Genomic DNA, 22,733 nt, shown 5'->3' with positions numbered 1-22,733 from the left:
TACGAACGGTTATTTCTTACCCTGTAAGAATTCTAGCGCACGAATAAGCTGATCATCTTTACTTTGCATAATTTGTTGTAGCGTGAAGTTGCCCTCGTTCTCATCATTTGGAGTCACCATGGTGCTCGTGACTGGCAATTTTACCTCGATATTTGGTGTAATACCGCCATTGTGTTGATCGCCTTGATTGCGTATAAAATGACCTTGAGGCGTCAGCCATTCCTGAGTACCGATGAGCAATTGTGAGCCGTCGGACAGATTAAATGGTTGTAGAACAGTACCTGTACCATAGGTGCGCTCACCAATGACGGTGGCACGACCATTCTCCTTCAATGAGCCCGCTACGATTTCTGCTGCACTGGCTGAGTTGCCATTCACCAGTACAACCATTGGTGTTGTGGTATCGATGGGATTTCCCGTGACATCTGTTGGTGTGCGCTGCCCCGTGCTATCTTGTTGCAGCAAGACATGGCCGCTTTTGACAAAGAGACTGGTCATATTGACGGCTTCATTCAGGAAACCACCTGGATTATCGCGCAGATCGAGAATGATGCGTGTGGCACCCATACCCCTGGCTTTGTTGACTTCATCCTTGACCTGTCCGGAAACTCCATCGGCGAATTGGACCACCTGAATATGCGCAGTATGATCTTCAGCCACATAATGCATAATCACATTTGGAACTTTGATCTCTGAGCGCGTCATTTTGAAGGTACGTGTCTGTGTTTCGCCTACACGTTTGATGGTAATGTTGACATCTGTCCCTTCTTTTCCCTGGATCAGTGCGCTTACTCCTGTGGTATCTTTCCCAATCGTGCTCTGGCCATTGACTGCGACAATCTCATCACCATGTTTAATACCGGCTTTCTCTGCCGGGGATCCGGGGATAGGGGAGGTGATGATCAATTTTCCGGTGGTTTTATCCTGGCGTAGATAAATGCCAACGCCGGTAAACTTACCACTGAGTTGCTGGTTTTCGTCCTGCGCCGTTTTAGGATCCATAAAGCGGGTGTGGCCTTTATCGCCTAAGGTCGCAATCATTGCATTGATGGCCGCATACGACATCTTCTGATAATTGATAGATTTACGATCTACATAATTTTGATCAATTTTATTCCAGGCCTGTTGAAACAATGCCGCATACGCCTGTGAAGGATTATTCTGATTAAAGTAGGTTTCGCCAAAGAATTGGTGTCCAAACCAGCCGCCAAAGAAAGCAATGACGACAAGCGCTATCAGCGTTAATATCCGTCCAAAAGAATGCTGTAAACGCTGAGATGCCCCTGAGGCAGGATAGGCTACGGGTCCTTGTGATGGAGAAGTCGTCGCATCCTGTGAAGGAAGAAAAGGATACTGATCAAAATCAACATGGCTAGCATGTGATTGTGAGGATGGATCTTGATCATTTTTTTGCTGCTGTTCATACCAGCTAGGATCATCGTATCTACTCACCAATGGCCTCCTAAGGCACCGTTGCATTGAGTGCGCTTATTTATTTTATTATGTTCCCTATATACCCGAATATTTAATACTATCTTAGTGGTCGTTTTTACAAAAGTCAAATGACAGCCGTAGGAAACGGGTAAAAAAAGATGGTATAGTCCATTTGAACTATACCATCTTTTTTTATGCTTTTAGGGTAATTCACTGTTGGGCCAACTTACGAGCCTTGGGCATAAAGTTGTGTCGATGAGGTGAATAACTACTGTTGCTGTGACTCTTCTGGTTGTGTTGCTGTCTCTTCGACTGCCGTAGCCGTTTGAGACGCATCTGTGGCCTGAGGTTCTTCTGTGGTTACCTGCTCACTTTTATTTTTGCTGGTAGCCACTGTTGCGGCCTGTTTCTTCTGCGGTTCCCAACCGGGAGCACGGGAGACGATCATCGACATTAAACGGCCTTCCATGGCAGGAGAGCGTTCAATTGTCGCTATGCCCTTCAACTCTTCCGCGATACCATCAAGCAACTTACGCCCAATATCAGGGTGGCGCATATCTGGTCCACGGAACTGTACACTGACTTTTACTTTATCACCGTCAGCTAAAAACTCCTGGATCTTACGAGTTTTTACTTCTACGTCATGATCATCTGTACGTGGACGCATGCGAATTTCTTTAAGCGTGACGGTCTTCTGGTTTTTGCGGGCCTCATTTTCTTTCTTGGCCTGCTCATACTTGTACCGACCGTAGTCCATCAGTTTACATACTGGTGGCATGGCGTGTGGCGACACCTCAACCAGGTCCAGATTCCTGTCGCGAGCAATATCGAGTGCTCGCATAGGAGGCATCACTCCCAACATCTCGCCATTTTCATCGATTAAGCGTACTTCGCGTGTGCGAATGCGCTCGTTGATACGTGTCTCTTTTGAACGGTCGTTCCCCCGAAAATCCTTATTAATAGAGCTATTCTCCTCTTCTTAAATTACTAGTTTAGTAGTTGCCTTCAACAATGAGGTTTCTTGTTTATGGAAGGCTATTTCGCAGGTGGGTATTTTTGCCCAGCACAAAATATCTGCCATAAGCGACTGTACAAGTATACAACGTGCAATGCTAGTTTGCAAGTGAGCAATTAAGGAAAGAAAGTATAGGTTCATCTCTATTTGATCGGCATATTTGTGTAGACTCTGAATGATGATTAGCGTAGCTCCTGAGCCGTTTTTCAAGATGTATTTCATGTTTTTATGTAGTGGAGTCGTATATTTTATGGTATACTTGAAGTCGACCATGTTTTTCATTAGATAGATAACAAAAGGCTTGAGCATCTTCCTATACAAATCCCCGCTGCGAGACAGGTTTGACACGAAGGAGGTCCTTGTATGAGCGGCAATGTGATCGCCGACAGTTCGTGGTCATTTGCTCCTATTCCCCCCGTCTTTCGCTTTTCTTCTCGCCCCAATCAAGCCCATACCATTCACTGGCGGGCCTGGGGAAAGGCTGCGTTTGATGAAGCTATCCAGGCGGATAAGCCAATCTTTCTACTGATTTCTTCTTTATGGTGTCAGGGATGTCAGTTAATGGATGAGACGACCCTGTCAGAGCCTCGCGTCATTGAAGTCCTTAATGCTGATTACATTTCTATTCGTGTTGATAGCGATCTACGGCCAGATATTAACCAGCGCTATAATCAGAATGGCTGGCCCAGTGTGTTGTTCCTCTCCTCTGAAGGCGAGGTATTCTGGGGTGGTGTCTACATACCTGCGACAAAGTTATTGTATTACCTTGGCTATATTCGGCGTTATTATGTGGCACATCGCGATGATCTCTCCTGGCAGGTTCAACTGTTACAGGATCAACGGCATACCCGTGTTTTACCCCAGATTCTTCGTGAAAACACACTGCGCGCATTGTTGCCTGAGGAACAGCAGGATCTGAATGCTCTCCCTGCTGCTGCTGCCGAGATTCTTCGTGAACTCTATGATCCAGAGCAAGGTGGTTTTACTATTCATTCCTATCTTAAATTTCCTCATCCAGAAGCGTTGGAATTATTCCTGTTGCTCAAAAAGCCTGAAGATGTTGAGCGTGTCTGTTATTCGTTAACTCAGATGCGTGATGGTGGACTCTGGGATATCGAAGGGGGAGGTTTTTTTCGCTATTCAACCGCTGGTGATTGGAGTATGCCCCATACTGAGAAGATGTTGAATGAAAATGCGGCCATGTTGCATCTATTGTTGCTGACTGCTCAATTCACAGGGGATCAACAATGGATTGAATTGTCCAGGCAACTGATTACGTATATTGATACGACACTCTGGCAACCTGATACTGGTGCATTTAGTGGAAGCCAGGGTGCCGATGAAGAGTATTATGAACCCGGTCTCTACTCGCGTGCATCACGTGTTTCTCCGCCAGTAGACCCCACAATTTATACCGCCTGGAATGCACGGATGATTTCATCCTATCTGCTGGCCTCGCGAGTACTGAATGATCCCGCTTTACAGGCCCACGCGCTACAGGCGCTTGACTACCTTTGCAAGCACATGATACATCATGATGGAAGCACCTTCCACTATGTTATTAATGAAAAGGCCTGTTTGTCAGGACAACTGGCTGATCAAGTCTGGATGATACAAGCTTTACTGGATGCTCATGAACTGGATTCTACCAGAGGGTACCTGGAGACAGCATTAACGCTGATGCATTTTTCCTGTCAGGTCCTTCAGGATAGTCAGAATGCCCTTTTTTATGATTGTCCTGAAGATCCACTGGCTATTGGGCGTCTGGCATTGCGCGAACAACCATTAATCGAGAATGCTCTGGCGGCCTGGTGTTTATTCCGTCTTTCTGCTTATAGTCAAAAACAAACTTTCCATGATAATGCCATGCGCGTTCTGGTCGGCGGTCTGAACAAGTACTATCATTCAGGAATTCAGGGGGCGCTCTATGCGTGTATTGTAGCTCAGGCCAGTGAGCAGCAATGGTTATAAAAAATGGCCCGGAGACATGTACGTCTCCGGGCCACATGTGATTATGGATTAACGAGCATTGATTTTGATGCTGCGAGCTTTGGCATGTTCAGCCTTTGGCAGTTGCAGGGTCAGGATACCATCGGTATAGCTGGCCTCGACGCGCTCGGCGTTGATGGGACCTGGTACCGTGATGGACTGCTGGTAGCGACCAGGCTGGAAGCCATTCCAGTGTACAGTTGCACCCTCTGGAACCTGAAGCTTTGTCTCCCATTTCAGGCTGATAACATCTTGCTGGACTGTGATATCAACATTTTCCACATTGACACCAGGCATTGGCAGTTGAAGGACAAAGCCTTCTGCCGTCTCATAGAGGTTCGCGGCTAATCCACGGCCTGTGCCGGTGCTGGCTACGCGTGGCGAGATAAAGCTATCTTCAAACAAACGATCCATGGCCTCGCGCAATGAAACTGCTTCGTTGAATGGATTGTAGCGTGTGATATTCGCCATCTTTTTAACTCCTTTTAGTTCTTAATAACTAATAACTATTTATTTACTGTTCCTGATGATGGACGATGGATTATGTGTATTTCTGAGTGCGATGAAGGAATGTTACCTCTGCTCTTGTCCCATTCCTTCCTGACGCTCAGGTTCTTGTTTCTTTGCTCTGTGAATACTATACCTCTCACCTATTGTTAGAGGAACGTAAGCGTAATGTAAGAAATGTATTAGAAAGTTTGATAGTATGACTATCAAGGTTCTTGCCATGGGGACACTCTCGACGATATTCTTATATTCTGCTACAATGCAGCTAACAAACGCTTCGAGAATATGGGTCAGAGCAGGAATACTGAGGATAATCGCCGGTATTTTGCTGTGGCACCCATAATAAAGGACGATACATTGCCAGATGCGCTGCGGTGAATCGTGGGGAGCGGTTTTGCTGTGGCTTTTTTTGGAATAGATATTGGGAGGAACGAAGATTGGTGTTGAAACAGTCTCCAACAAAGAAAGAGATCGACCATCTTTTGACGCGTGGTGTGTCGCTGGTCGAAAAAGAAGCGGACTTACGGCGTTTATTGGTTGAGGGAAACAAAGGTGAGCCCCTGCGGGTCAAACTTGGGGTTGATCCGACGCACTATGATTTGACCATCGGGCATGCTGTATTGTTTCGCAAACTGCGACAATTCCAGCGCATGGGTCATAAAACAGTGGTTGTGATTGGTGATTGGACCGCGCGTCTGGGAGATCCCAGTGGTCGTATGGAAGCACGTAAAGTTTTGACTGCTGAGCAAGTGAAGTCCAATGCCGCAACATACCTGGATCAGTTTTTCCGCATTGTAGATAAAGATCAGACCGAGGTGCGCTATCAGACCGAATGGTTTGATACCTTTAACCTTGGAGATGCTATCAAACTGCTTGGTTTTAAAACAGTCGCCCAGATGCTTGAGCGCGACGATTTCTCCAAGCGCTATAAAAGTGGGATTGAGATTTCGCTCTCTGAGTTTATGTATCCATTACTCCAGGGCTATGATTCAGTTGCATTGCGCTCGGATGTTGAGATTGGTGGTACCGATCAGACCTTTAACCTGCTGGTTGGTCGCGATCTGCAGCCGATCTTTGGTCAGACCGCCCAGCAGATTTTGACAATGAATCTGATTGTCGGGTTGGATGGCGTGAAGAAGATGGGCAAATCGTTGGATAACTATATCGCCATGGGTGCTCCTGCTAAAGATATGTTTGGCAAATTAATGTCCTTGCCCGATCAGACCATGCGTTCCTACTTTGAGGCACTGACTGAGATTGATACCGAGGAACTGGATGAGTTTGACCGCAAGATGACTGAGGGCTCTTTGAATCCACGCGATGTAAAACTGCGCATGGCGCGTGAAATTGTCACCGAGTTCCATAACCTTGCAGCAGCCGAGGAAGGGCAAGAGGCGTTTATTCGCCAGTTCTCCGAGCGCAAATTGCCAACGGATATTCCTGATTTTCAGCTCGGGTCCGCCAAAAATGTGGTCGATTTGATTGTAGAGGCTGGCCTGGCAGCCAGTAACAATAAGGCACGCGAATTGATTAAGCAGGGTGGCGTTGCACTTTTCCCTGAAGGGGCGTCAGGCAATTCTGAACGTATCACCGATCCAAACTACACAGTTGATGTCATTGATGGCGCCATCCTGAAAGTAGGCAAGCGTAACTACCTGCGGATTAAAGCGTAGTCACTGATTGAACGGCATATTAACAAGGAGGATTTATCTATGCCACAGGCAAAGATTGGGGTCATCGGGGGGAGCGGTCTTTACCAGATGGAGAATATGACCGATGTGGAGGAGATTCGGATACAAACACCTTTTGGGGATCCAAGTGATGTGATCACGATTGGTAAAGTTTCAGGAGTCGAAATGGCGTTCCTTCCTCGTCACGGACGTGGGCATCGCCTGAATCCTTCTGAAGTGCCTTCGCGTGCCAATATCTGGGCGCTGAAAAGTCTGGGCGTGGAATGGGTAATCTCGGTAAGTGCTGTGGGCAGTCTGCGCCAGGAGATTGCGCCCCGTGATCTGGTCATTCCTGACCAGCTGCTTGACCGGACGAAGAGCCGCGTTAATAGTTTCTATGAAGGTGGAGTCGTGGTGCACTGCGCTTTTGCAGAACCTTTTTGTCCAACTCTGAGCTCGCTATTGCTGGAGTCAGCGCACGAACTGGGAGATGTCAAGGTCCATCAGGGTGGAACCTATGTCTGCATGGAAGGTCCCCTCTTCTCCACGAAAGCCGAATCCAATGCTTATCGTCAGATGGGTATGGATATTATTGGGATGACAGCTCTGCCCGAGGCCAAACTCGCTCGTGAAGCTGAATTGTGCTATGCCGTCATCGCCTGCGCGACTGACTATGATTGCTGGTATGAGTCTGAGGAATCTGTCTCGGTGGAGATGGTCGTGGGTAATCTGAGCGCCAATACCGGCAATGCCAAGCGTATCTTGCAGACGCTGGCGCAGAAATTGCCAGCTGATCGAAGTACACAGGCGTGCACCTGCGAGCGCGCATTGGATTCAGCGATCATGACCGACCCCAGCTTGATTCCAGCCGAAGCCAAAGAGAAATATAACTTATTAATTGGTCGCTATATCTCTTGACAACTGCGCCAATTCGGTATAGAATAGGTTCATCCCAAGAGGGAAAAGAAAAAACCTTCAAATGGGATGGACCGATTTTTATCCGGTCCTGTCGGTTGGCGTGATCGGGTCCTGCGCGGCAGATGTTTATGAACTCCGCTAGGTCCGTGAGGAAGCAACGGTAAATGGACCTCTCTGGGTGACGTGGGGGTTCCTGATTGCGCTAACCGGCAGGACCGGGTAAAAATCGGTTTTCTATGTTAAATACGCCTTCTCTCTTCCAACTGCAGGTGGGCTCGTGGCCCGTCATGAGGACACATAGGCGGGAGTAATAATATGGCCTCTCAATCACTCTACCGTAAATGGCGCTCTCAGACCTTTGGTGATCTTGTTGGTCAAGAGCCGGTTATCCGTACACTTAAGAATGCCCTTAACAGTGGCAATCTGGCCCACGCCTATCTCTTTACTGGTCCAAGAGGTACCGGTAAAACGAGTATGGCACGCCTCCTCGCAAAGACTATCAACTGTCAGAATCCACAAAATGGTGAGCCCTGTAATCAGTGTGAGCAATGTCGCGAAATTACGGTTGGTAGCTCATTCAATGTATTAGAAATTGACGCAGCCTCCAATCGCGGTATTGATAGTATTCGTGAGCTCCGTGAAAAAGTCATGATGCCACCCACGACTGGTAAATACAAGGTCTACATTCTCGACGAAGCACATATGCTTACCACAGAAGCTTTTAACGCCTTGCTTAAAACCCTCGAAGAGCCACCCCCACACGCTATTTTTGTGATGGCGACGACCGATGTCCATAAAATGCTGCCCACAGTACTCTCGCGCTGCCAGCGCTTTGATTTTAAGCGCTTTAGCCTGCGCCAACTGGTAGAGCGCCTACATTTTGTGGCACAGCAAGAGCACGTTGAGTTACAGACAGGCGCTGCGGAATTGATTGCGCGTGCAGCTGCAGGTGGTATGCGTGATGCCCTCAGTTTGCTGGATCAAGCTATGGCTTATTGTGGTAGTATCATCAGTCTGGAACAGATTCAAGCCATGCTTGGGGTAGCTGATCCACGTGCCATTCAAAAATTTATCTTGCATATCGCTGAACTGGATGGCGCGGGTGGTTTACATTTAATCAATGAGCTCTCGGAAGCCGGTGCCGATCTGCGCCAGATCAATATCCAGGTTGCAGAATTCTGGCGTGCGATGATGCTGGCCAGGGCAGGCGCAAATATTGCCGAGATTCTGGACAATACTGAAGATGAGCTCAAAGAGATTCAGCAGGCGGCCCGGCATTTTCGTTTAGAAGAATTGACCGAGTGTGCACGTATTTTTGCGCAGAATGACTTGATGCAAAAAGGACAGGGGACACCACAGCTAGGCTTAGAGCTGGCATTTCTGGCATGCCTTGATATACATCGGCGTTCCCAGGATGGTAGCGGTTCGGCTGTTCCAGCTGCTCCGACACGCCCCTCTTCCTCAGCACCCGATTCAGCACGTCCACGGGTTGCTTCTCCAGCAGTATCTTATGCAGCGGCTCCGGCAGCCGAGATTCGAACTCCATCTGTGAAAGCAGAGCCGATGAGTTCCACTCGCGCTGAGGAACGAGAAGAGTTTAAGGCCAGCGAACCAGTACAGCCTCCACCAGAGCCGGCGCAGTTTATGCCTGCCAGCATAGAAGCAGTTCCTGCTCCACGGCCAGTGGATCCTGTAGTGACTAATCCACCTGAATTTACGCCGCCTGCCCCCACCATGCCAGTCGTTGAGGAGACGGTGGGGGGTGAGGCAAGCGTGGTTGAAGAGCCACCAACAATGACCTTATTAGAAGTCAAAGAAAAATGGGAGCTTATTCGCCAGCGCGTACGTACACGTAAAGATGGTCCGAAGATCGCTGCCTTGCTGGGTGGCTATAGTATTCTGGGGATTGAAGGTACCAGCCAGTTGCCGGTGATTGTGTGTAAAGCCAATGCTGACTTCCATTATAAGACACTGCAGAATGATAGCTATTATGATGCCATTCGCTGGTCACTCAAAGTTGAATTAAAGACAGAATGCAATATTCGCCTATTGCCGCCGAACGCGAATGTCTCTATCTCAACTATCCCACGGCCCACGATTCAGGCCGCCAATACCATGTTAGCGCCCGCGCCCCAGCAGTCTGCCAGGGTAGAGAAACCAGCAGCCCCGGTTATTCCACCACCGCAGCCGGTATCGCCACCCACACAGCTGCCACCTGTGCGTCCTGTGGAACCTCCCAGGTCCCAGGCTTCTGGCAATGTAGCGCCTCCTACACCTATGGAATCGCCACTTGCCAGAAGTGAAGTTGTGAGAGAGAATACTACCATAGCGTCTGCAAACAATGGAACGCGTTTGCAAAGCATGAGAGAGCATGCGGAAAGTCATCCGGTTGTATCGGAACTTGTTCGCACATTCAAAGCCCAAATTAAAGATATTCATCCAAAATAAAGGAGAATTTTTCCCATGAATATGCGTGAAATTCAAAAAATGCAGCAGAAGTTGATGAAGATGCAGGAAGACCTGGAGTCTAACCTGTTCACCGGTACCGCTGGTGGTGGTGCGGTAACTCTCACCATGAGTGGTAAATATGAAATTACTGAAATCAAAATTGATCCCGAAGCCTTTAGCGCGGACGATATCGAGGAGCTAGAGGTAATGGTGAAAGCTGCTGCAAAAGACGCTCATGATCGTGTGACTGATGCTCAGCAGAAGCTTGTCAACAATGCCACTGGTGGAATGAAAATTCCTGGACTGTTTTAAAAATGAGTGATGTCGCAGCTCCTGTGGCAGCGTTAGTTGAAGAACTATCTAAACTGCCTGGGGTCGGCGTAAAAACAGCGCAGCGCCTGACCTTTTTCATTTTACGTAGCCCGAACGATCAGGCTCGTCGCCTGGCCGAGGCTATTTTACGCGTTAAAGAGAGTATCATCTACTGCTCACGTTGTTATAATATAACTGAGACCGATCCGTGTCCTATTTGTAGCAATCCGAGCCGTGATCAGGATGCCATCTGTGTGGTAGAGGAACCGTTAGATGTTCTGGCGCTAGAAAAGACAGGCGTCTACAAAGGTTTGTATCATGTACTCCATGGTGCACTCTCACCCCTCAATGGTATTGGCCGGAAAGATATTCGCATCGACGAATTGCTCAAGCGGCTGGCTGGTGGTAACGTGCAAGAAGTTATCCTGGCGACCAATCCTGGTTTTGAAGGTGACTATACTGCAGGCGTTATTAAAGATGATATTAAAAACGAGGTTGCAGCGCCATCGCTTCGTGTCACCTCACTGGCACGTGGACTTCCGCTTGGAAGCGATCTCGAATACGCCGACGAAGGCACGCTCAGTCGAGCTCTTGAAGGCCGCCGCGAAATATAATAGAAAGGGATGTCTCGATGGGCATCCCTTTCTTATTTACTGCATCAAAAAGCATCCTGGTGTCAGTCCCAGTACAACTTGACACATGTATAGCCTCATGGTACACTTGTTCTACTTTGCATGGAAAATAGAAAAGCGGCAAAAATATTTCCGGTTTTGAGCCCTGACCAGAGAATATAGATTTGTAGGAGTTATTCCAGGAGCTACAGGGCCATTATCTTTTCGCATATGCATGTGCTCGTGAGCTCTCTTAAAGATACTTTTAGCGAAACAGCAGACCTTTGAGAGGATTGAAAGAAGGAGGAAGGCAGGGTGTGTTCCTGGGAGTTAGTCAGACTGACGCTCAGCCCCATATCTTGCTAAAGTGAAAAATGGCAGTAAGTAAGAAGGACAAAAGCGCAGCAGCAGCAGCAGCAGCAGCAGCAAGTAATAGTGCTAATACCGCAGGCATGAGTGACCGCGAGAAGGCAATCGACCTGGCACTGAATCAGATTGAGCGACGTTTTGGCAAGGGGTCAATCATGAAACTTGGCGATGCCGCAAAGATCCAGGTCGAGGTTATTCCTACTGGTTCAGTCGCTCTTGACCTGGCTCTGGGTATTGGTGGTGTGCCGCGGGGACGTATCACAGAGATCTATGGCCCGGAGTCTTCCGGTAAAACTACTCTCTGCTTGCATATTATCGCGAATGCCCAGCGTTCCGGTGGCTTTGCAGCCTTTGTGGATGCCGAGCATGCTCTGGATCCCTCATACGCAGCCAAACTGGGTGTGGATACCAAGAATCTCCTGATCTCACAGCCAGATACTGGTGAGCAGGCCCTGGAAATTGTCGATTCCCTGGTGCGCAGTAATGCCATCGACGTGGTGGTGATTGACTCGGTTGCGGCATTGACACCACGTGCTGAAATCGAAGGCGAGATGGGTGATTCCCACGTTGGCTTGCAGGCTCGCTTGATGAGCCATGCCCTGCGTAAATTAACGGGCGCCATCAACAACTCCCATACCACTGTGATCTTTACCAACCAGTTACGTGAAAAGATTGGTGTTATGTTTGGTAATCCAGAGACCACGGCCGGTGGTAAAGCTCTGAAGTTTTATGCTTCAGTTCGTCTGGATATCCGCCGTACTGACTCGATCAAACAAGGTCAGGACGTGGTTGGTAACCGTACCCGTGTGCGTGTGGTGAAAAACAAAGTTGCACCTCCTTTCAAAACAGCCGAGTTCGACATCATGTATAGCGAGGGTATTTCGCGTGAGGGTGGCTTGATCGATCTGGGTCTGGAGATGGGCCTGGTGAAAAAGAGCGGTGCCTGGTTTACCGTTGGCGATATTCGTCTGGGCCAGGGCCGTGAGAACGCCAAAGAGTTTTTGCGCCAGAACAGCGACGTGGCCATGGCGATCGACGATCAGATCCGCGGTAATATGCTTGCCTTTAAGACAGCAGAGGAAGAAGCTGTGGAGGAAGAAGAGGACGATAGCGAGATCGCATTGGCTGAAGCCGGAGCAGAAGAAGAACTCTAAGTTTTCCTTCATACACTGAAGCCGACAATTTTTGCAGAATGATGACGCGTAACCAGAGAGCCAGTGGTGACCGGAAGCGTTTTTACCACCGGATGCCCATATTCTAGATCTCTCTCGTTACGCGTTTTACGTACCATGGCAACTACTCATCATCCGCTTGATCTTTACGCAAAATTTTTGGCAGCTCTTTCTCCAGGTCAGGGAGATCCATATGCACTAATGGCCGTTCGGCTGTTGAAAGCAGAGGATCAAGCTCTTCACCCTCAATCATTGGAGGTTCCAGGGCTGTTGTTACCGGTTGTCGCTGGCGCCACCAGGTCGCAATCGTCGCTGGATCGACCGGACCCAGTTGGCCCACCTGGGCAGTATGGAGTTCCCAATCCAGAATAGCCTCATCCAGTGGAACCTCATATCCACTTTTCATACTCATATCCCATTTGTGTTGCATGATAGCGAAGTATACTTGCATTGGCTCTTGCTCGCTGGTCAGACGCTGGCGCAACATCAGGATGGTGGGTAAGTGATAGTGTTCATACCAATCATGGGCAGCTTCTTCGATACTAACGGCACGCCCTTCGTTTTTATTCATGATGGCCTGATGACCCATAATCAAGTTATAGAAACGGCGCGCGTAAGCTCGTGGAATGGTGACATGCAGCAGTTCATAAATGCGTTCTTGATACCAGCCGGGTAAGATTGGCGTGACCTGATGGATCGCATTACTTGCTTTCTCTGAGAAGCTACTTCCCCAATCTCCCACGGCACGTATCAAGCGCTGGGTATGGTAAATAGTATTCAGATCATGAGGACCAGTGACACGAGCGTGCTCACGACGTACGGTGCGATAGCGCTGGCGGAAGTAGTCGTAGTCAGCTTCATCTAAGACCTGGACATCCTCAGGAAGTCCCCTGGCCTGACGTAGATCCTCCGCTTGCCAGGCCAGCGACTCACCAAATTGTGCCAGATCTTGTTCGCGTAAACCTTCGCTGATTGGTCCTGGAAACAATTCGACCGTTTCTGCATCGGCCATAATCGAGAGGATCTGTTTGCCATCGATGCGAATCAATGCGTTGGCCAAAGAAGGATCACCCCAGTAAACACCATGCTCGTGTAGCTCAACCATCAGTACCGCGACGGCAGAGAGCATCCGTTGTTTTGTGCGTTTGGTCAGTGGCAAGCGATAGAGTAGTACGTGCGGTACCACCCGTGGCGCCAGACGGGTCACTGTATAGCCACGATCCCCACTGATATATTGCCGCATCCCTTTTATACCAGGAACATCGATAGGGATTGGCGGGGCAGAGACCAGCACTGTTCCAATCGGACTCAGCGCAGGAATGCCGCGCTGCTCAATTTCCTGGAGATTGTGGATCTCACGATCCGCCATGCGGGGTGTTGTCTCTTTAATGGCATAGCGAGCGCCCTGACGCTCCACAAAGATGACAGGATGGCGGGAGTCACCACGGCGCACCACCAGGAGTTGGATGCCCTGCTGTTCCCACTCTTCTAACTGGAAGTCCCATGGCAAACTTTCTAATCGATGGCGTTCGTCTGCCGCCATCAAAAATTGTATTTTAGCCTGATTTGTAGTGATAACGAGCTCCTTTTGTCTATGCTAGCCTAACAACAACCCTACACATGTGTTAAAGTGATGATAGCATGCTTGAATTGCTGACCGCAAACTGAAGAACAAAGGAGTTTTTATGGACACAATGCTATTTGAAAATTCACGATCAGTCATCCGAGTTATAGGAGGTGTCCCATGCCAACATTAGATCTCTTTCGGCTAGATGGCAAGACCGCTATTGTTACTGGTGGCGGACGCGGTTTGGGACAATATTTTGCCCAGGGCCTCTCAGATGCTGGAGCCAATGTGGTGCTCTGCTCGCGTAAACTGGCCGCCTGTGAAGAAGTTCAACGTGAGATTGAGGCGTCCGGTGGACACGCGATCTCACTGGCATGTGACATCACAAAGTCCAGTGACGTTGAGCGTGTTGTTGCTGCCGCGCAAGAGAAATTTGGCGGCATTGATATCCTCGTCAATAATAGTGGAGCCACCTGGGGAGCCAGGCCAGAAGATATGCCACTGGAAAAGTTTGAGCAGGTGATAGATGTTAATATCAAAGGTACTTTCCTGATGAGCCAGCTGGTAGGTCGGGCGATGATTGCTCGTGGCCAGGGTGGAAAAATTATTAACATTGCTTCTGTCGCGGGACTGGTCGGAGGGAATCCCAAGTATATTCAGGTAGTTGGATACCACTCCAGTAAAGCTGCTGTGATCAATATGACACGTGATCTGGCTACGAGCTGGGCGCACTATGGCATTACCGTCAATGCAATCGCGCCAGGTTGGTTCCCTACGCGCATGTCGGGTGCTCTGCTTGAACGCTATGGTAAAGAAATGCTGGCTGATATTCCTCTGGCGCGCTTTGGCTCTGAAGAAGACCTCAAAGGCGTCATCGTCTTCCTGTCCTCTCCAGCTGCGGCTTATATCACCGGACAGACCCTTGTAGTGGATGGTGGATCAACCGCCTGGTAATCGCGCTGTGATAGCTCTCATCCTCGTACGAGGCATCCAGGATAGGATGCCTCGTACACTATAATTTTAAGGTAGCAAACAGTCTCTATAATCGTTTAAAACTGTATGGTAAACCTGAATGTTATTGGTCTTGCAGTGCTATAATATGGATGTGTAAATAGAGTAGTAAATAAAAAATTTGTGCTGACAATAACCCGAATATGATAGAGGTGAATGTCAGAAGGTAGTTGCATATTATGGCTACAGAAATTAAAGAAGTATCCACGGCAAAAACGATTCCTGGTATTGCTGAAAAGCCATTTGTAGGTAGTTTATTCAGGCATAACAATGATCGCTTGAACCTGTATCAGCAGGTGGCACAGGAGCGCGGCGATATTGCTCTGTTCCACTATGGTCCTTTCCGTTTTATACAAATTAACTCTTCTGAGTTAGCACGCAGCCTCCTGGTTGAGCATGCCGCTGACTTTGACAAGGGCGACGGTATGCGTAGTGCCTTTGAGCCTGTCATTGGTAAGGGCCTGTTTATCAGCGAAGGAGCACTCCATCGACAGCAGCGTAAGTTGATGGCTCCCTCATTTCAGCCGCGCCATATTGTTAGCTATGCCGATGCTATGGTGAGTTATAGCGAAAAAATTCAAGAGAGCTGGCATGAGGGACAGGTGGTAGATATTGGTCATGAGATGACCCAATTGACCATGAGCATTGTCGGAAAAGTCCTCTTTGACGCGGACGTTTTTACCGAAGCCGACGAGCTCGGATCAGCAATGACAACCGTCCTCTCTTTTGTCAATTACTCACTTTCCCATCTGTTTTCAATCCCGATGAGCTGGCCGGTGCCGCGTAGTAAAAAGGCGCAGCAAGCTCTGGCAGTACTGGATCGACGTATTAATCAGATGATTGCTGACCGCCGTGCCAGTAAGGTTGAGACGAACGATTTCCTTTCTGTCCTGCTCCGCTCTAAGGAGGATGATGGAAGCAGCATGGATGATAAGCAAGCGCGCGACGAAGCGCTGACTTTGTTTGGTGCTGGCCATGAAACGACCGCCACGGCCTTAACCTGGGCCTGGTATCTTCTGGCTCAAAATCCTGACGTATTTGCGAAGATGTGCCATGAGGTTGATAGCGTTTTGCAGGGTCGCACGCCAGCATATGCTGATCTGCAGCAGCTTCCCTATACCTTACAGGTGTTCAAGGAAGCCATGCGCCTGTATCCACCAGCCTATGCAGTCTCGCGTGTAGCGTTAAAGGACTGTGACCTGAACGGCTATCCAATCAAGAAGCAGGATGTGGTGTTGGTAGCGACTTATGCCATGCATCGCCGTCCAGCGTACTTCCCCAATCCTGAAGCTTTTGACCCTGAGCGCTTTACGCCAGAGAATGAAAAGCGCCTACCTCGCCACGCTTACCTTCCCTTTGGGGCCGGACCGCGTATCTGTATTGGTAACCATTTCGCGATGATGGAAGGGCAGCTATTGCTAGCGACGCTTGCTCAGCATGTCTCGTTTGAACTGGTGCCGGGACAGCAGGTTCATCCTGATCCAAATAAAACGATCACTATCCGACCCAATATCCCTTTGAAAATGATTGTGCATCGTCGCTTTGCGAATAAGTAGCTACATGCATTGTCAAAAGAGGATATGCTGGTGCTACGTTATATGCTGGATTAAGCTACTGTTAGTCTCATCTTGTCGTAGTTGTTCCGCAGAAAAAATCCATCAATTACGAAGACCTACCAGTTGAAGCCGAGTAACTGCCAGGTCTTCGTGGTTGCGTATACTATTTTTTGGCGCGAGAGCGACGCTGAAATAGAAAAAAGATAGCTAGCAAGGTGACGCCTAGCATAATTGGCAGTGAGAAGCGAAATGTACGTTTGTTTTCCGCTGCCTGCTCTTCAGGTTGATCTACAATTTCGATTTTGGGTGTCACTGTTTCTGGTGCCACGTAAGCCATGAATATTATCCTTTCGAAATTGAAACGTTTGATTTCGCCTGTTCGTGAAGCGAAATCTTCTTTATGATCCAACTGGATTTGTAGTAAACGCTTCTCGAATAACTACACCCCCATATTGTGTTAGACTCTTTTTGCAGGCAGTTATCAATTCTTTTTGTAAGCACAGCAAAAACTCTGAATAGAAAATCCCTTGACTCACATTGAGTCCTCGCGCTATTATCCTAGTGCAAACAAATTTTCATAAAGGTATATTTTTTTATCATGATGAATCGATTAGAAGGGCGCAACCTCGCCCATCCTGGTTGTCTGATTGGCGTTACGCTTGGCCTGACCATCGGCATTATTGCGGCAGGTATATTGGCTGCGGGCTTTAATGTCCCGTTTAAAACAGTGTCGTTAATCTGGCTGGCTATTACTCTGGGGCTTGGTTTGATTGGCTGGTTATGGGGTGCCTATCTGACAACAAAGAAACAACTGGCCGTGATGAGAACAAACACAGCTGGAGTTCCTGAGGAAAAAGGAACAATGGATGTAGAAAATCAGGGTCCTGAATTGACCGCGGAGCAATAAAGGACTGGTTCTGGGTACACACAGGTGGTTGGTTGTACTTGTTTTTCAATATGGCTTTGTAGCTTTATTATGCAGGGCTTTCCAATTCTAGAAAACGGAACAGTAGCCAGTAAGCAAGAGATCAAGAGCCTTGTCATATGATGCATCGAAATAGCGCATCTGTCGGGCAACATTGCGCACGCCGACACGATCCATCAAACTTAAGACGGTACTGTTCAGTTGAGCAAGGCGACTGGGAACAAGGCCCGTTCGGGTTTGGCATGCATCTTCTCCCAGTGTCACGTCGCGACGCCAATGTAAGCGATTTTCAATGGCCCAATGCTCTCTTATCAATGCTAAAATTTGTGAGGCTGGCGCTTTTTGTAAGGAAAGGCTACTCAACCCATAGACGACTTCATGGCGGCTCTCTCCTGTTTTGAGAAAGCGTGTCGTGCGTTCGATGCGAAAGACCTGCTCAATTCCTTGCCACTCTTTGGCAAACCAGTCGTTCAAGTCTGGGCTGCACACAATCTGACGATGTTCCAGCCGCCCATGGCCTTTGTCCCACGTTTCGGCTTCCTGCCAGCGTCGACGGTCAGGAGTAGGATCCTCGAAGAGATCAGCAATATCTTCTTTCAGCGTTGGCTGATTGTCTTTGGCAATGAGGAGATAGTCCCCTTCAAGCCGCTTGGTCTGCGCACAAAACGCTCGTTGGGTATGCAAAGCATCCAGGCTCAGAATACGTCCTTTCACGGTCTCGGTGGTCAATAGTGGCTTGAGATCACTGATTTCATTGTGCTTTTCTCGCACATCGCAATGCCAGAGAACTCTGCCAGTACTCACCTCATAACAACTGAGTTGATGGATCGGATGAGCTTGTTTGCTCGTGGCCCGAAGCGCTTTGCCATCAATTGCCAGGTGCCGATGATCAGCGTGGCCTTCGGGCGTGAGCAAGCGACTGGGTTCCTCTCCACATCGGGTTTGAGCCTCCCAACGCTGGAAAAATGCCGACAGGATCTCGTCAAGGCGCTTGGCGTCAATGGCTGCTAAGACATGGCAATAGGTCATCTGACAGGGCAGACTGCTTCGGCGTAACCCAAAGCGCTCAGCAAGGGTGACCTTGCGATGACGCAGCCATTCGGTCGCTCCACACAAACTCTTTTGCCCGGCCAATTTGGCCAGCACCAACAAACACAGGATCAAGGCGAGTTCGTAGCGTCTTCCTTGAGCACGTCGTGGGTCTGGGAGGGCTTGGAACGCTTCGTACAGTGAGAGCAACGGAAGGCTTTCTTCATTCGTCACGGATGCTCTCTTGACCGCCAAGGTAGTATAATCCATATGAGATTTCCTTTGTGGTTTTGAAGTTTTTTGTATTCTACAAGGAAATCTCTTTTTTTTCACCTCCTCTAGGAGAATTGGAAAGCCCTGCTTTATTATGTCAAGCACTGGTAAGTTGTACCAATTTATGGTATAGTATATCTTACTCAGCTCCCTCGTTTTCCTACCCCTGGTGGAGTTGAGAGAGAGCAAAGAAGCTCACGGGCAAAGATGCAGTGGATATGCGTATCATTGTGGCTGTATTCAACGACGTGTGCTCACCACTGGATACGATAGTCCCCCTTTTTGTGTGCTGTTTGTCTTTACCATATTATGAACAGTAACACTGATCAGCACAGTGGAGGAGGCTCCTAATGTCCAATGAATTTCAGCGACCCGTCTCGGTAGATTTTGCCCCTCGAGGTAGTGTTTGTGAGTGGTGCGGTAAACCCGCTGAACGTCAACTCACAGCTATTGGTGGCAGCTATCACAATGAAAGCGGTGTTTTTTTGCCGCCCTTGCGGTGAGTTATTCACCCAGGGAGTCGCTAATGCGCTCAGCGCCTCAATGCTCACACAAGTAAGCCAGCAGCAGCAGTAGATACGTCCACATGTAATCTGTGTGTGGGTACGATAATATGACTCACATGCAGAAGGGACTGGCGAAGCACACCAGTCCCTCTTTATCATGCTGTTAATAGCGTATAGTTGTCTACAACTTATGCATAGCGTTTCATATATTGTTCAATATCAAATGGACGGGATTGCTGTACTTGCTGATGGGCAGCCTGATCCATAGTTGTGCGCTCTTCTTTAAAGAAGATGCCAGTATACTGGCGTTCTGTCTCCAGTGCCAATGCAATCGCTTTTGCTTTATCATGGGTATCATGTTCAGCTTCAATGGGCGTGACAGCGGCATCCCAGGCGTCAAACGTATGGTAGAAGGTTGGACACGGGCTGAGTGCATGAATAAAGGAAAATCCTTTATGCTGAACCCCTTGCTGGATTAATGCTGCCAGTTCCTTTGGTTTTGCTGAATATCCACGTGCTACAAAGCTGACATTAAGCGAGAGCGCGGTCGCGATTGGATTAAACTGCGAGGCCAGCAATCCATATGGCGTAGACTTGGTAACATGTCCCTGTGGCGAGGTAGGAGAGGTTTGCCCCTTGGTCAGGCCATAAATCTCATTGTCCATAACCACTACAGTGATATCAATATTGCGCAGAGCTGCATGGACCAGATGGCCGGCACCAATGCTAAAGAAGTCACCATCTCCACCAACTGTGATCACATTCAAGTCCGGACGTGCCATCTTCAGACCCTGAGCGACTGGCAATGCACGACCATGCACGCTATGGAAACCAAAGGTTTTCATAAAGTGTGGAAAACGACTCGAACAACCGATACCAGAGACAACTACCGTTTGATCCGTAGGCAATTTTAGTTCTGCCAGACCTCGAAAGGTAGCATTGAGTACTCCGAAGTCACCACAGCCTGGGCACCAGGTAGGTTTTACTTCGCTTTTATAGTCCTTTGGCGTTGGATTAATAATTGTTTGCGTCATGATTAACGAACCTCCTCAATTGCCCGTAGGATCTCGCTGGCCGTGAAAGGAATTCCTCCGAATTTATTGACACGGATGGCCTTTAGTCCATATTTGGCCCCTAATAAATTCGCTAACTGGCCTGAATAATTATTCTCAGGCACAATAACTTTGTCTACGGAGTTAATAAATTCCTGGATCGCTTTATCGGGAAGAGGTGAGAGAACTTTTGGATGGAGGGCTGCGACTTTGTACCCTTGTGCCCGTGCACGGTCAACCGCTTCCTGAATCGTCCCTTCTGTTGAGCCCCAGCCAATGACTCCAATGGTGGCATCAGCGTCACCATAGCGTTCTGGTTGCGGCATCTCTTCTGCCGCTGTGGCCAGTTTACGGAAGCGTTTCTCCATCATCGCGATATGATCTTCAGGCTCATAATCTGGATGACCCGCCTCGTCATGTTCGAGTCCAGTGGCTACATAGGCCGGTGAACCAGTACCAGGAGTACTCATAGGTGAAATACCAGTTGTGGTATTGGCATAACGTGCATAGTCATGCGCTCCTGTCCCGGCCCCTACCAGCATCTGCTCATGCGCATAGCTGCCATGATGTCCATTGCTGCTACTACCATTTGTATTGTATTGTAGCCGTTCGTGGAGTTCAGGTGTCTTGAATATGTGACGATCAACACTCTCCACGCGGGCCGTCAATGACTGGTCAGTCAGGAAGAGTACGGGCATCTGATAGCGTTCAGCCATCTCGAAAGCCTGAATAATGAGGTCATAGCAATTAGCTACACTTGATGGGGCGATCACGATACGTGGGGTATCGCCATGGCCCGCATAGAGCGCAAAGCTAAGATCCGACTGTTCCATTTTTGTTGGCATACCTGTGCTTGGGCCAGCACGTTGAGCATCAACAATGACCACAGGCAATTCCGCCATCGAACTGAGACCAATCAACTCGGTCATCAGCGAGAATCCGGGGCCAGATGTGGCCGTCATCGCTCGCATACCGCCATAAGATGCGCCAAGAACAGAAGCCAGAGCAGCGATTTCATCCTCCGCCTGTAAAAAGGTTCCACCTACTTGAGGGAGCTCTTTTGCCATACCTTCCATGATGTCGCTAGCTGGCGTAATCGGGTAGCCCGAAAAGTAGCGGCACTGCGCAGCCAGAGCACCGGCAACGATCGCTTGATTCCCATTGAGTACCACTCGATCGGCTTTTTCTACAGGACCAAGCAAGTATGGATCACTCTTCGTGATTTTTTCGGTGACATATTTCTTCGCTACATCGAGTGCCAGCAAGTTCTTTTCCATTAATGTGGCATTGGCTTTACGTGAGCGAGAAAGTTTGGATTGCACTACCTGGATGATTGCTTCTAATGGAGGTCCAAAGAGTCCGCAGATTGCTCCCAGCATCACCATATTTTTAGTCTGGAAAAGCTGAACTTCTTTGCGCGCAATCTCATTAAAAGGAACCGCATACGTGATGCAATCACTCTGGTCAGGAGTAAAATCTGAGGGATCATAGATCAGTACGCCACCATGACGTAGCTCACCAATGTTGCGATCATATGCTTCTTTATTTAAGCAGATCAGCACATCAGCGTAATCGCCCATTGACTTGACCGGGTGATCGCTAATACGAACCTGAAACATACAAGGGCCGCCGAGAATTTCGGCTGGAAAGGTTCTGAAGGTATAGACATGATACCCCCAGCGGGCGGATGCCAGGGCGAGAATGTCACCACCTGAGATGGTGCCCTCACCGGACTCACCGCCAATACGGATCGTTACTTCATTCTCCATTGAATGCCCCCTGGAAAAATGTTGACCGCGCCACTCGTTAGAGCATAGCGCGGTATATACAAAGTCGGGCTGTGCCTTAGGATGGGGATTTTATTCACAGGAACATCTGTATATCCCTTTACAAGAATAAGAGGGATACCCATTCTGTGAAAACATATTCTTCTACCACATATCAGCCAGCTCTGAACAATGAGTATCAGTAAGTGCATAATACCGAACTCGTTTCTAACTGACTGAGCAAATACATCCTCAATCTAACTGTCCGTTCCTATCGACTTTTGTAGGGTTGAACATAGCACTTAGCTACTGATATTATAGCACACGCTATTGATGAGTGTGCGTGAAAAGCGATAAAAATTCTGTCATGTACAACTATCCATGTTCCTGAGTAGTTGCGAACACGCTTTGCATCTGCAGGAAATGGACAATCCTCTGTAACTTGCGCTTATTATGAAGCTGAGATATAGCTTTTTGTGATAAAGAATCACATGAGAATAATGGGCTATAAGGAGACTTTTTTTGATAGGTTTATTCGAATGAAACTATCAAAAAAATGGAATAGCATCTTTTAACGATGAAAATTGAAAATACATACCTGCG

19 protein-coding genes and 1 other RNA gene are annotated in these 22,733 nt (G+C 48.5%); 12 read left to right on the top strand and 8 right to left on the bottom strand.

Annotation, left to right across the window (positions count from 1 at the left end):
• Positions 1-9: 9 nt before the first annotated feature.
• Together KDW_RS02645 and infC are read right to left on the bottom strand one after the other, a co-directional pair.
• A complete protein-coding gene (locus KDW_RS02645; RefSeq protein ID WP_162004895.1) occupies positions 10-1,452 on the bottom strand; it encodes a S41 family peptidase in 1,443 nt (480 codons plus the stop codon).
• Positions 1,453-1,702: 250 nt separating this feature from the next.
• Entirely contained in the window at positions 1,703-2,395 is a 693-nt protein-coding gene (gene infC / locus KDW_RS02640; protein ID WP_151754527.1) for a translation initiation factor IF-3, read from the bottom strand.
• A gap of 417 nt (positions 2,396-2,812) precedes the next feature.
• On the opposite strand from infC, the gene KDW_RS02635 reads away from it, so the two are divergent.
• Entirely contained in the window at positions 2,813-4,420 is a 1,608-nt protein-coding gene (locus tag KDW_RS02635) for a DUF255 domain-containing protein (RefSeq protein ID WP_151754526.1), read from the top strand.
• 48 nt (positions 4,421-4,468) lie between these two features.
• Here KDW_RS02635 and KDW_RS02630 read toward each other — a convergent pair whose 3' ends face one another.
• Positions 4,469-4,909 (bottom strand): Hsp20/alpha crystallin family protein, encoded by a 441-nt coding sequence (locus KDW_RS02630; protein WP_151754525.1) that lies wholly within the window; start codon positions 4,907-4,909, stop codon positions 4,469-4,471.
• Positions 4,910-5,388: 479 nt separating this feature from the next.
• On the opposite strand from KDW_RS02630, the gene tyrS reads away from it, so the two are divergent.
• The 7 genes from tyrS to recA all read left to right on the top strand — a co-directional run bounded on the left by tyrS (position 5,389) and on the right by recA (position 12,427).
• Positions 5,389-6,618 (top strand): tyrosine--tRNA ligase, encoded by a 1,230-nt coding sequence (tyrS, locus tag KDW_RS02625; protein WP_371876244.1) that lies wholly within the window; start codon positions 5,389-5,391, stop codon positions 6,616-6,618.
• A gap of 39 nt (positions 6,619-6,657) precedes the next feature.
• Positions 6,658-7,533 (top strand): S-methyl-5'-thioadenosine phosphorylase, encoded by an 876-nt coding sequence (gene mtnP / locus KDW_RS02620; protein WP_151754524.1) that lies wholly within the window; start codon positions 6,658-6,660, stop codon positions 7,531-7,533.
• A 102-nt stretch (positions 7,534-7,635) separates the two neighbouring features.
• Positions 7,636-7,735: signal recognition particle sRNA small type (ffs, locus tag KDW_RS36405), an RNA gene on the top strand.
• Between the two features lie 113 nt (positions 7,736-7,848).
• The gene (gene dnaX / locus KDW_RS02610; RefSeq protein WP_151754523.1) at positions 7,849-9,981 is read left to right on the top strand and encodes a DNA polymerase III subunit gamma/tau; all 2,133 of its coding nucleotides are present in this window, start codon (positions 7,849-7,851) and stop codon (positions 9,979-9,981) included.
• A 15-nt stretch (positions 9,982-9,996) separates the two neighbouring features.
• Positions 9,997-10,293, top strand: coding sequence for a YbaB/EbfC family nucleoid-associated protein (locus KDW_RS02605; protein WP_151754522.1), 297 nt, complete (start codon positions 9,997-9,999; stop codon positions 10,291-10,293).
• A gap of 2 nt (positions 10,294-10,295) precedes the next feature.
• Entirely contained in the window at positions 10,296-10,907 is a 612-nt protein-coding gene (gene recR / locus KDW_RS02600) for a recombination mediator RecR (protein WP_151754521.1), read from the top strand.
• 449 nt (positions 10,908-11,356) lie between these two features.
• The gene (recA, locus tag KDW_RS02595; RefSeq protein ID WP_151757278.1) at positions 11,357-12,427 is read left to right on the top strand and encodes a recombinase RecA; all 1,071 of its coding nucleotides are present in this window, start codon (positions 11,357-11,359) and stop codon (positions 12,425-12,427) included.
• A 142-nt stretch (positions 12,428-12,569) separates the two neighbouring features.
• Here the strand turns inward: recA and KDW_RS02590 are convergent, their stop codons facing one another.
• Entirely contained in the window at positions 12,570-13,988 is a 1,419-nt protein-coding gene (locus KDW_RS02590) for a DUF4032 domain-containing protein (protein ID WP_151754520.1), read from the bottom strand.
• 201 nt (positions 13,989-14,189) lie between these two features.
• Between KDW_RS02590 and KDW_RS02585 the strand changes: the two genes are divergently transcribed.
• Both KDW_RS02585 and KDW_RS02580 read left to right on the top strand, forming a co-directional pair.
• On the top strand, positions 14,190-14,966 hold the full coding sequence (locus KDW_RS02585; RefSeq protein WP_151754519.1) for an SDR family oxidoreductase: 777 nt from the start codon (positions 14,190-14,192) through the stop codon (positions 14,964-14,966).
• A gap of 236 nt (positions 14,967-15,202) precedes the next feature.
• The gene (locus tag KDW_RS02580; RefSeq protein ID WP_151754518.1) at positions 15,203-16,579 is read left to right on the top strand and encodes a cytochrome P450; all 1,377 of its coding nucleotides are present in this window, start codon (positions 15,203-15,205) and stop codon (positions 16,577-16,579) included.
• A 163-nt stretch (positions 16,580-16,742) separates the two neighbouring features.
• Here the strand turns inward: KDW_RS02580 and KDW_RS31505 are convergent, their stop codons facing one another.
• Positions 16,743-16,916 carry a TMEM208 family protein gene (locus KDW_RS31505; RefSeq protein WP_162004894.1) on the bottom strand — a complete coding sequence of 58 codons (174 nt, stop codon included), beginning with the start codon at positions 16,914-16,916 and terminating at the stop codon, positions 16,743-16,745.
• Positions 16,917-17,177: 261 nt separating this feature from the next.
• On the opposite strand from KDW_RS31505, the gene KDW_RS02575 reads away from it, so the two are divergent.
• On the top strand, positions 17,178-17,486 hold the full coding sequence (locus KDW_RS02575; protein WP_151754517.1) for a hypothetical protein: 309 nt from the start codon (positions 17,178-17,180) through the stop codon (positions 17,484-17,486).
• Positions 17,487-17,573: 87 nt separating this feature from the next.
• Here the strand turns inward: KDW_RS02575 and KDW_RS02570 are convergent, their stop codons facing one another.
• Positions 17,574-18,803 (bottom strand): ISAs1 family transposase, encoded by a 1,230-nt coding sequence (locus tag KDW_RS02570; RefSeq protein WP_151754516.1) that lies wholly within the window; start codon positions 18,801-18,803, stop codon positions 17,574-17,576.
• A 353-nt stretch (positions 18,804-19,156) separates the two neighbouring features.
• On the opposite strand from KDW_RS02570, the gene KDW_RS31500 reads away from it, so the two are divergent.
• Entirely contained in the window at positions 19,157-19,309 is a 153-nt protein-coding gene (locus KDW_RS31500; protein WP_162004893.1) for a hypothetical protein, read from the top strand.
• A gap of 191 nt (positions 19,310-19,500) precedes the next feature.
• Here KDW_RS31500 and KDW_RS02565 read toward each other — a convergent pair whose 3' ends face one another.
• Positions 19,501-20,346 (bottom strand): 2-oxoacid:ferredoxin oxidoreductase subunit beta, encoded by an 846-nt coding sequence (locus tag KDW_RS02565; RefSeq protein WP_151754515.1) that lies wholly within the window; start codon positions 20,344-20,346, stop codon positions 19,501-19,503.
• A 2-nt stretch (positions 20,347-20,348) separates the two neighbouring features.
• On the bottom strand, positions 20,349-22,133 hold the full coding sequence (locus KDW_RS02560; protein ID WP_151754514.1) for a 2-oxoacid:acceptor oxidoreductase subunit alpha: 1,785 nt from the start codon (positions 22,131-22,133) through the stop codon (positions 20,349-20,351).
• Between the last annotated feature and the right edge of the window lie 600 nt (positions 22,134-22,733).

This window comes from Dictyobacter vulcani (assembly GCF_008974265.1).
Classification (GTDB): Bacteria; Chloroflexota; Ktedonobacteria; order Ktedonobacterales; family Ktedonobacteraceae; genus Dictyobacter; species Dictyobacter vulcani.
Note: the sequence above shows the minus strand (reverse complement) of the source record. Positions and strands in the feature narration are given on the sequence as shown.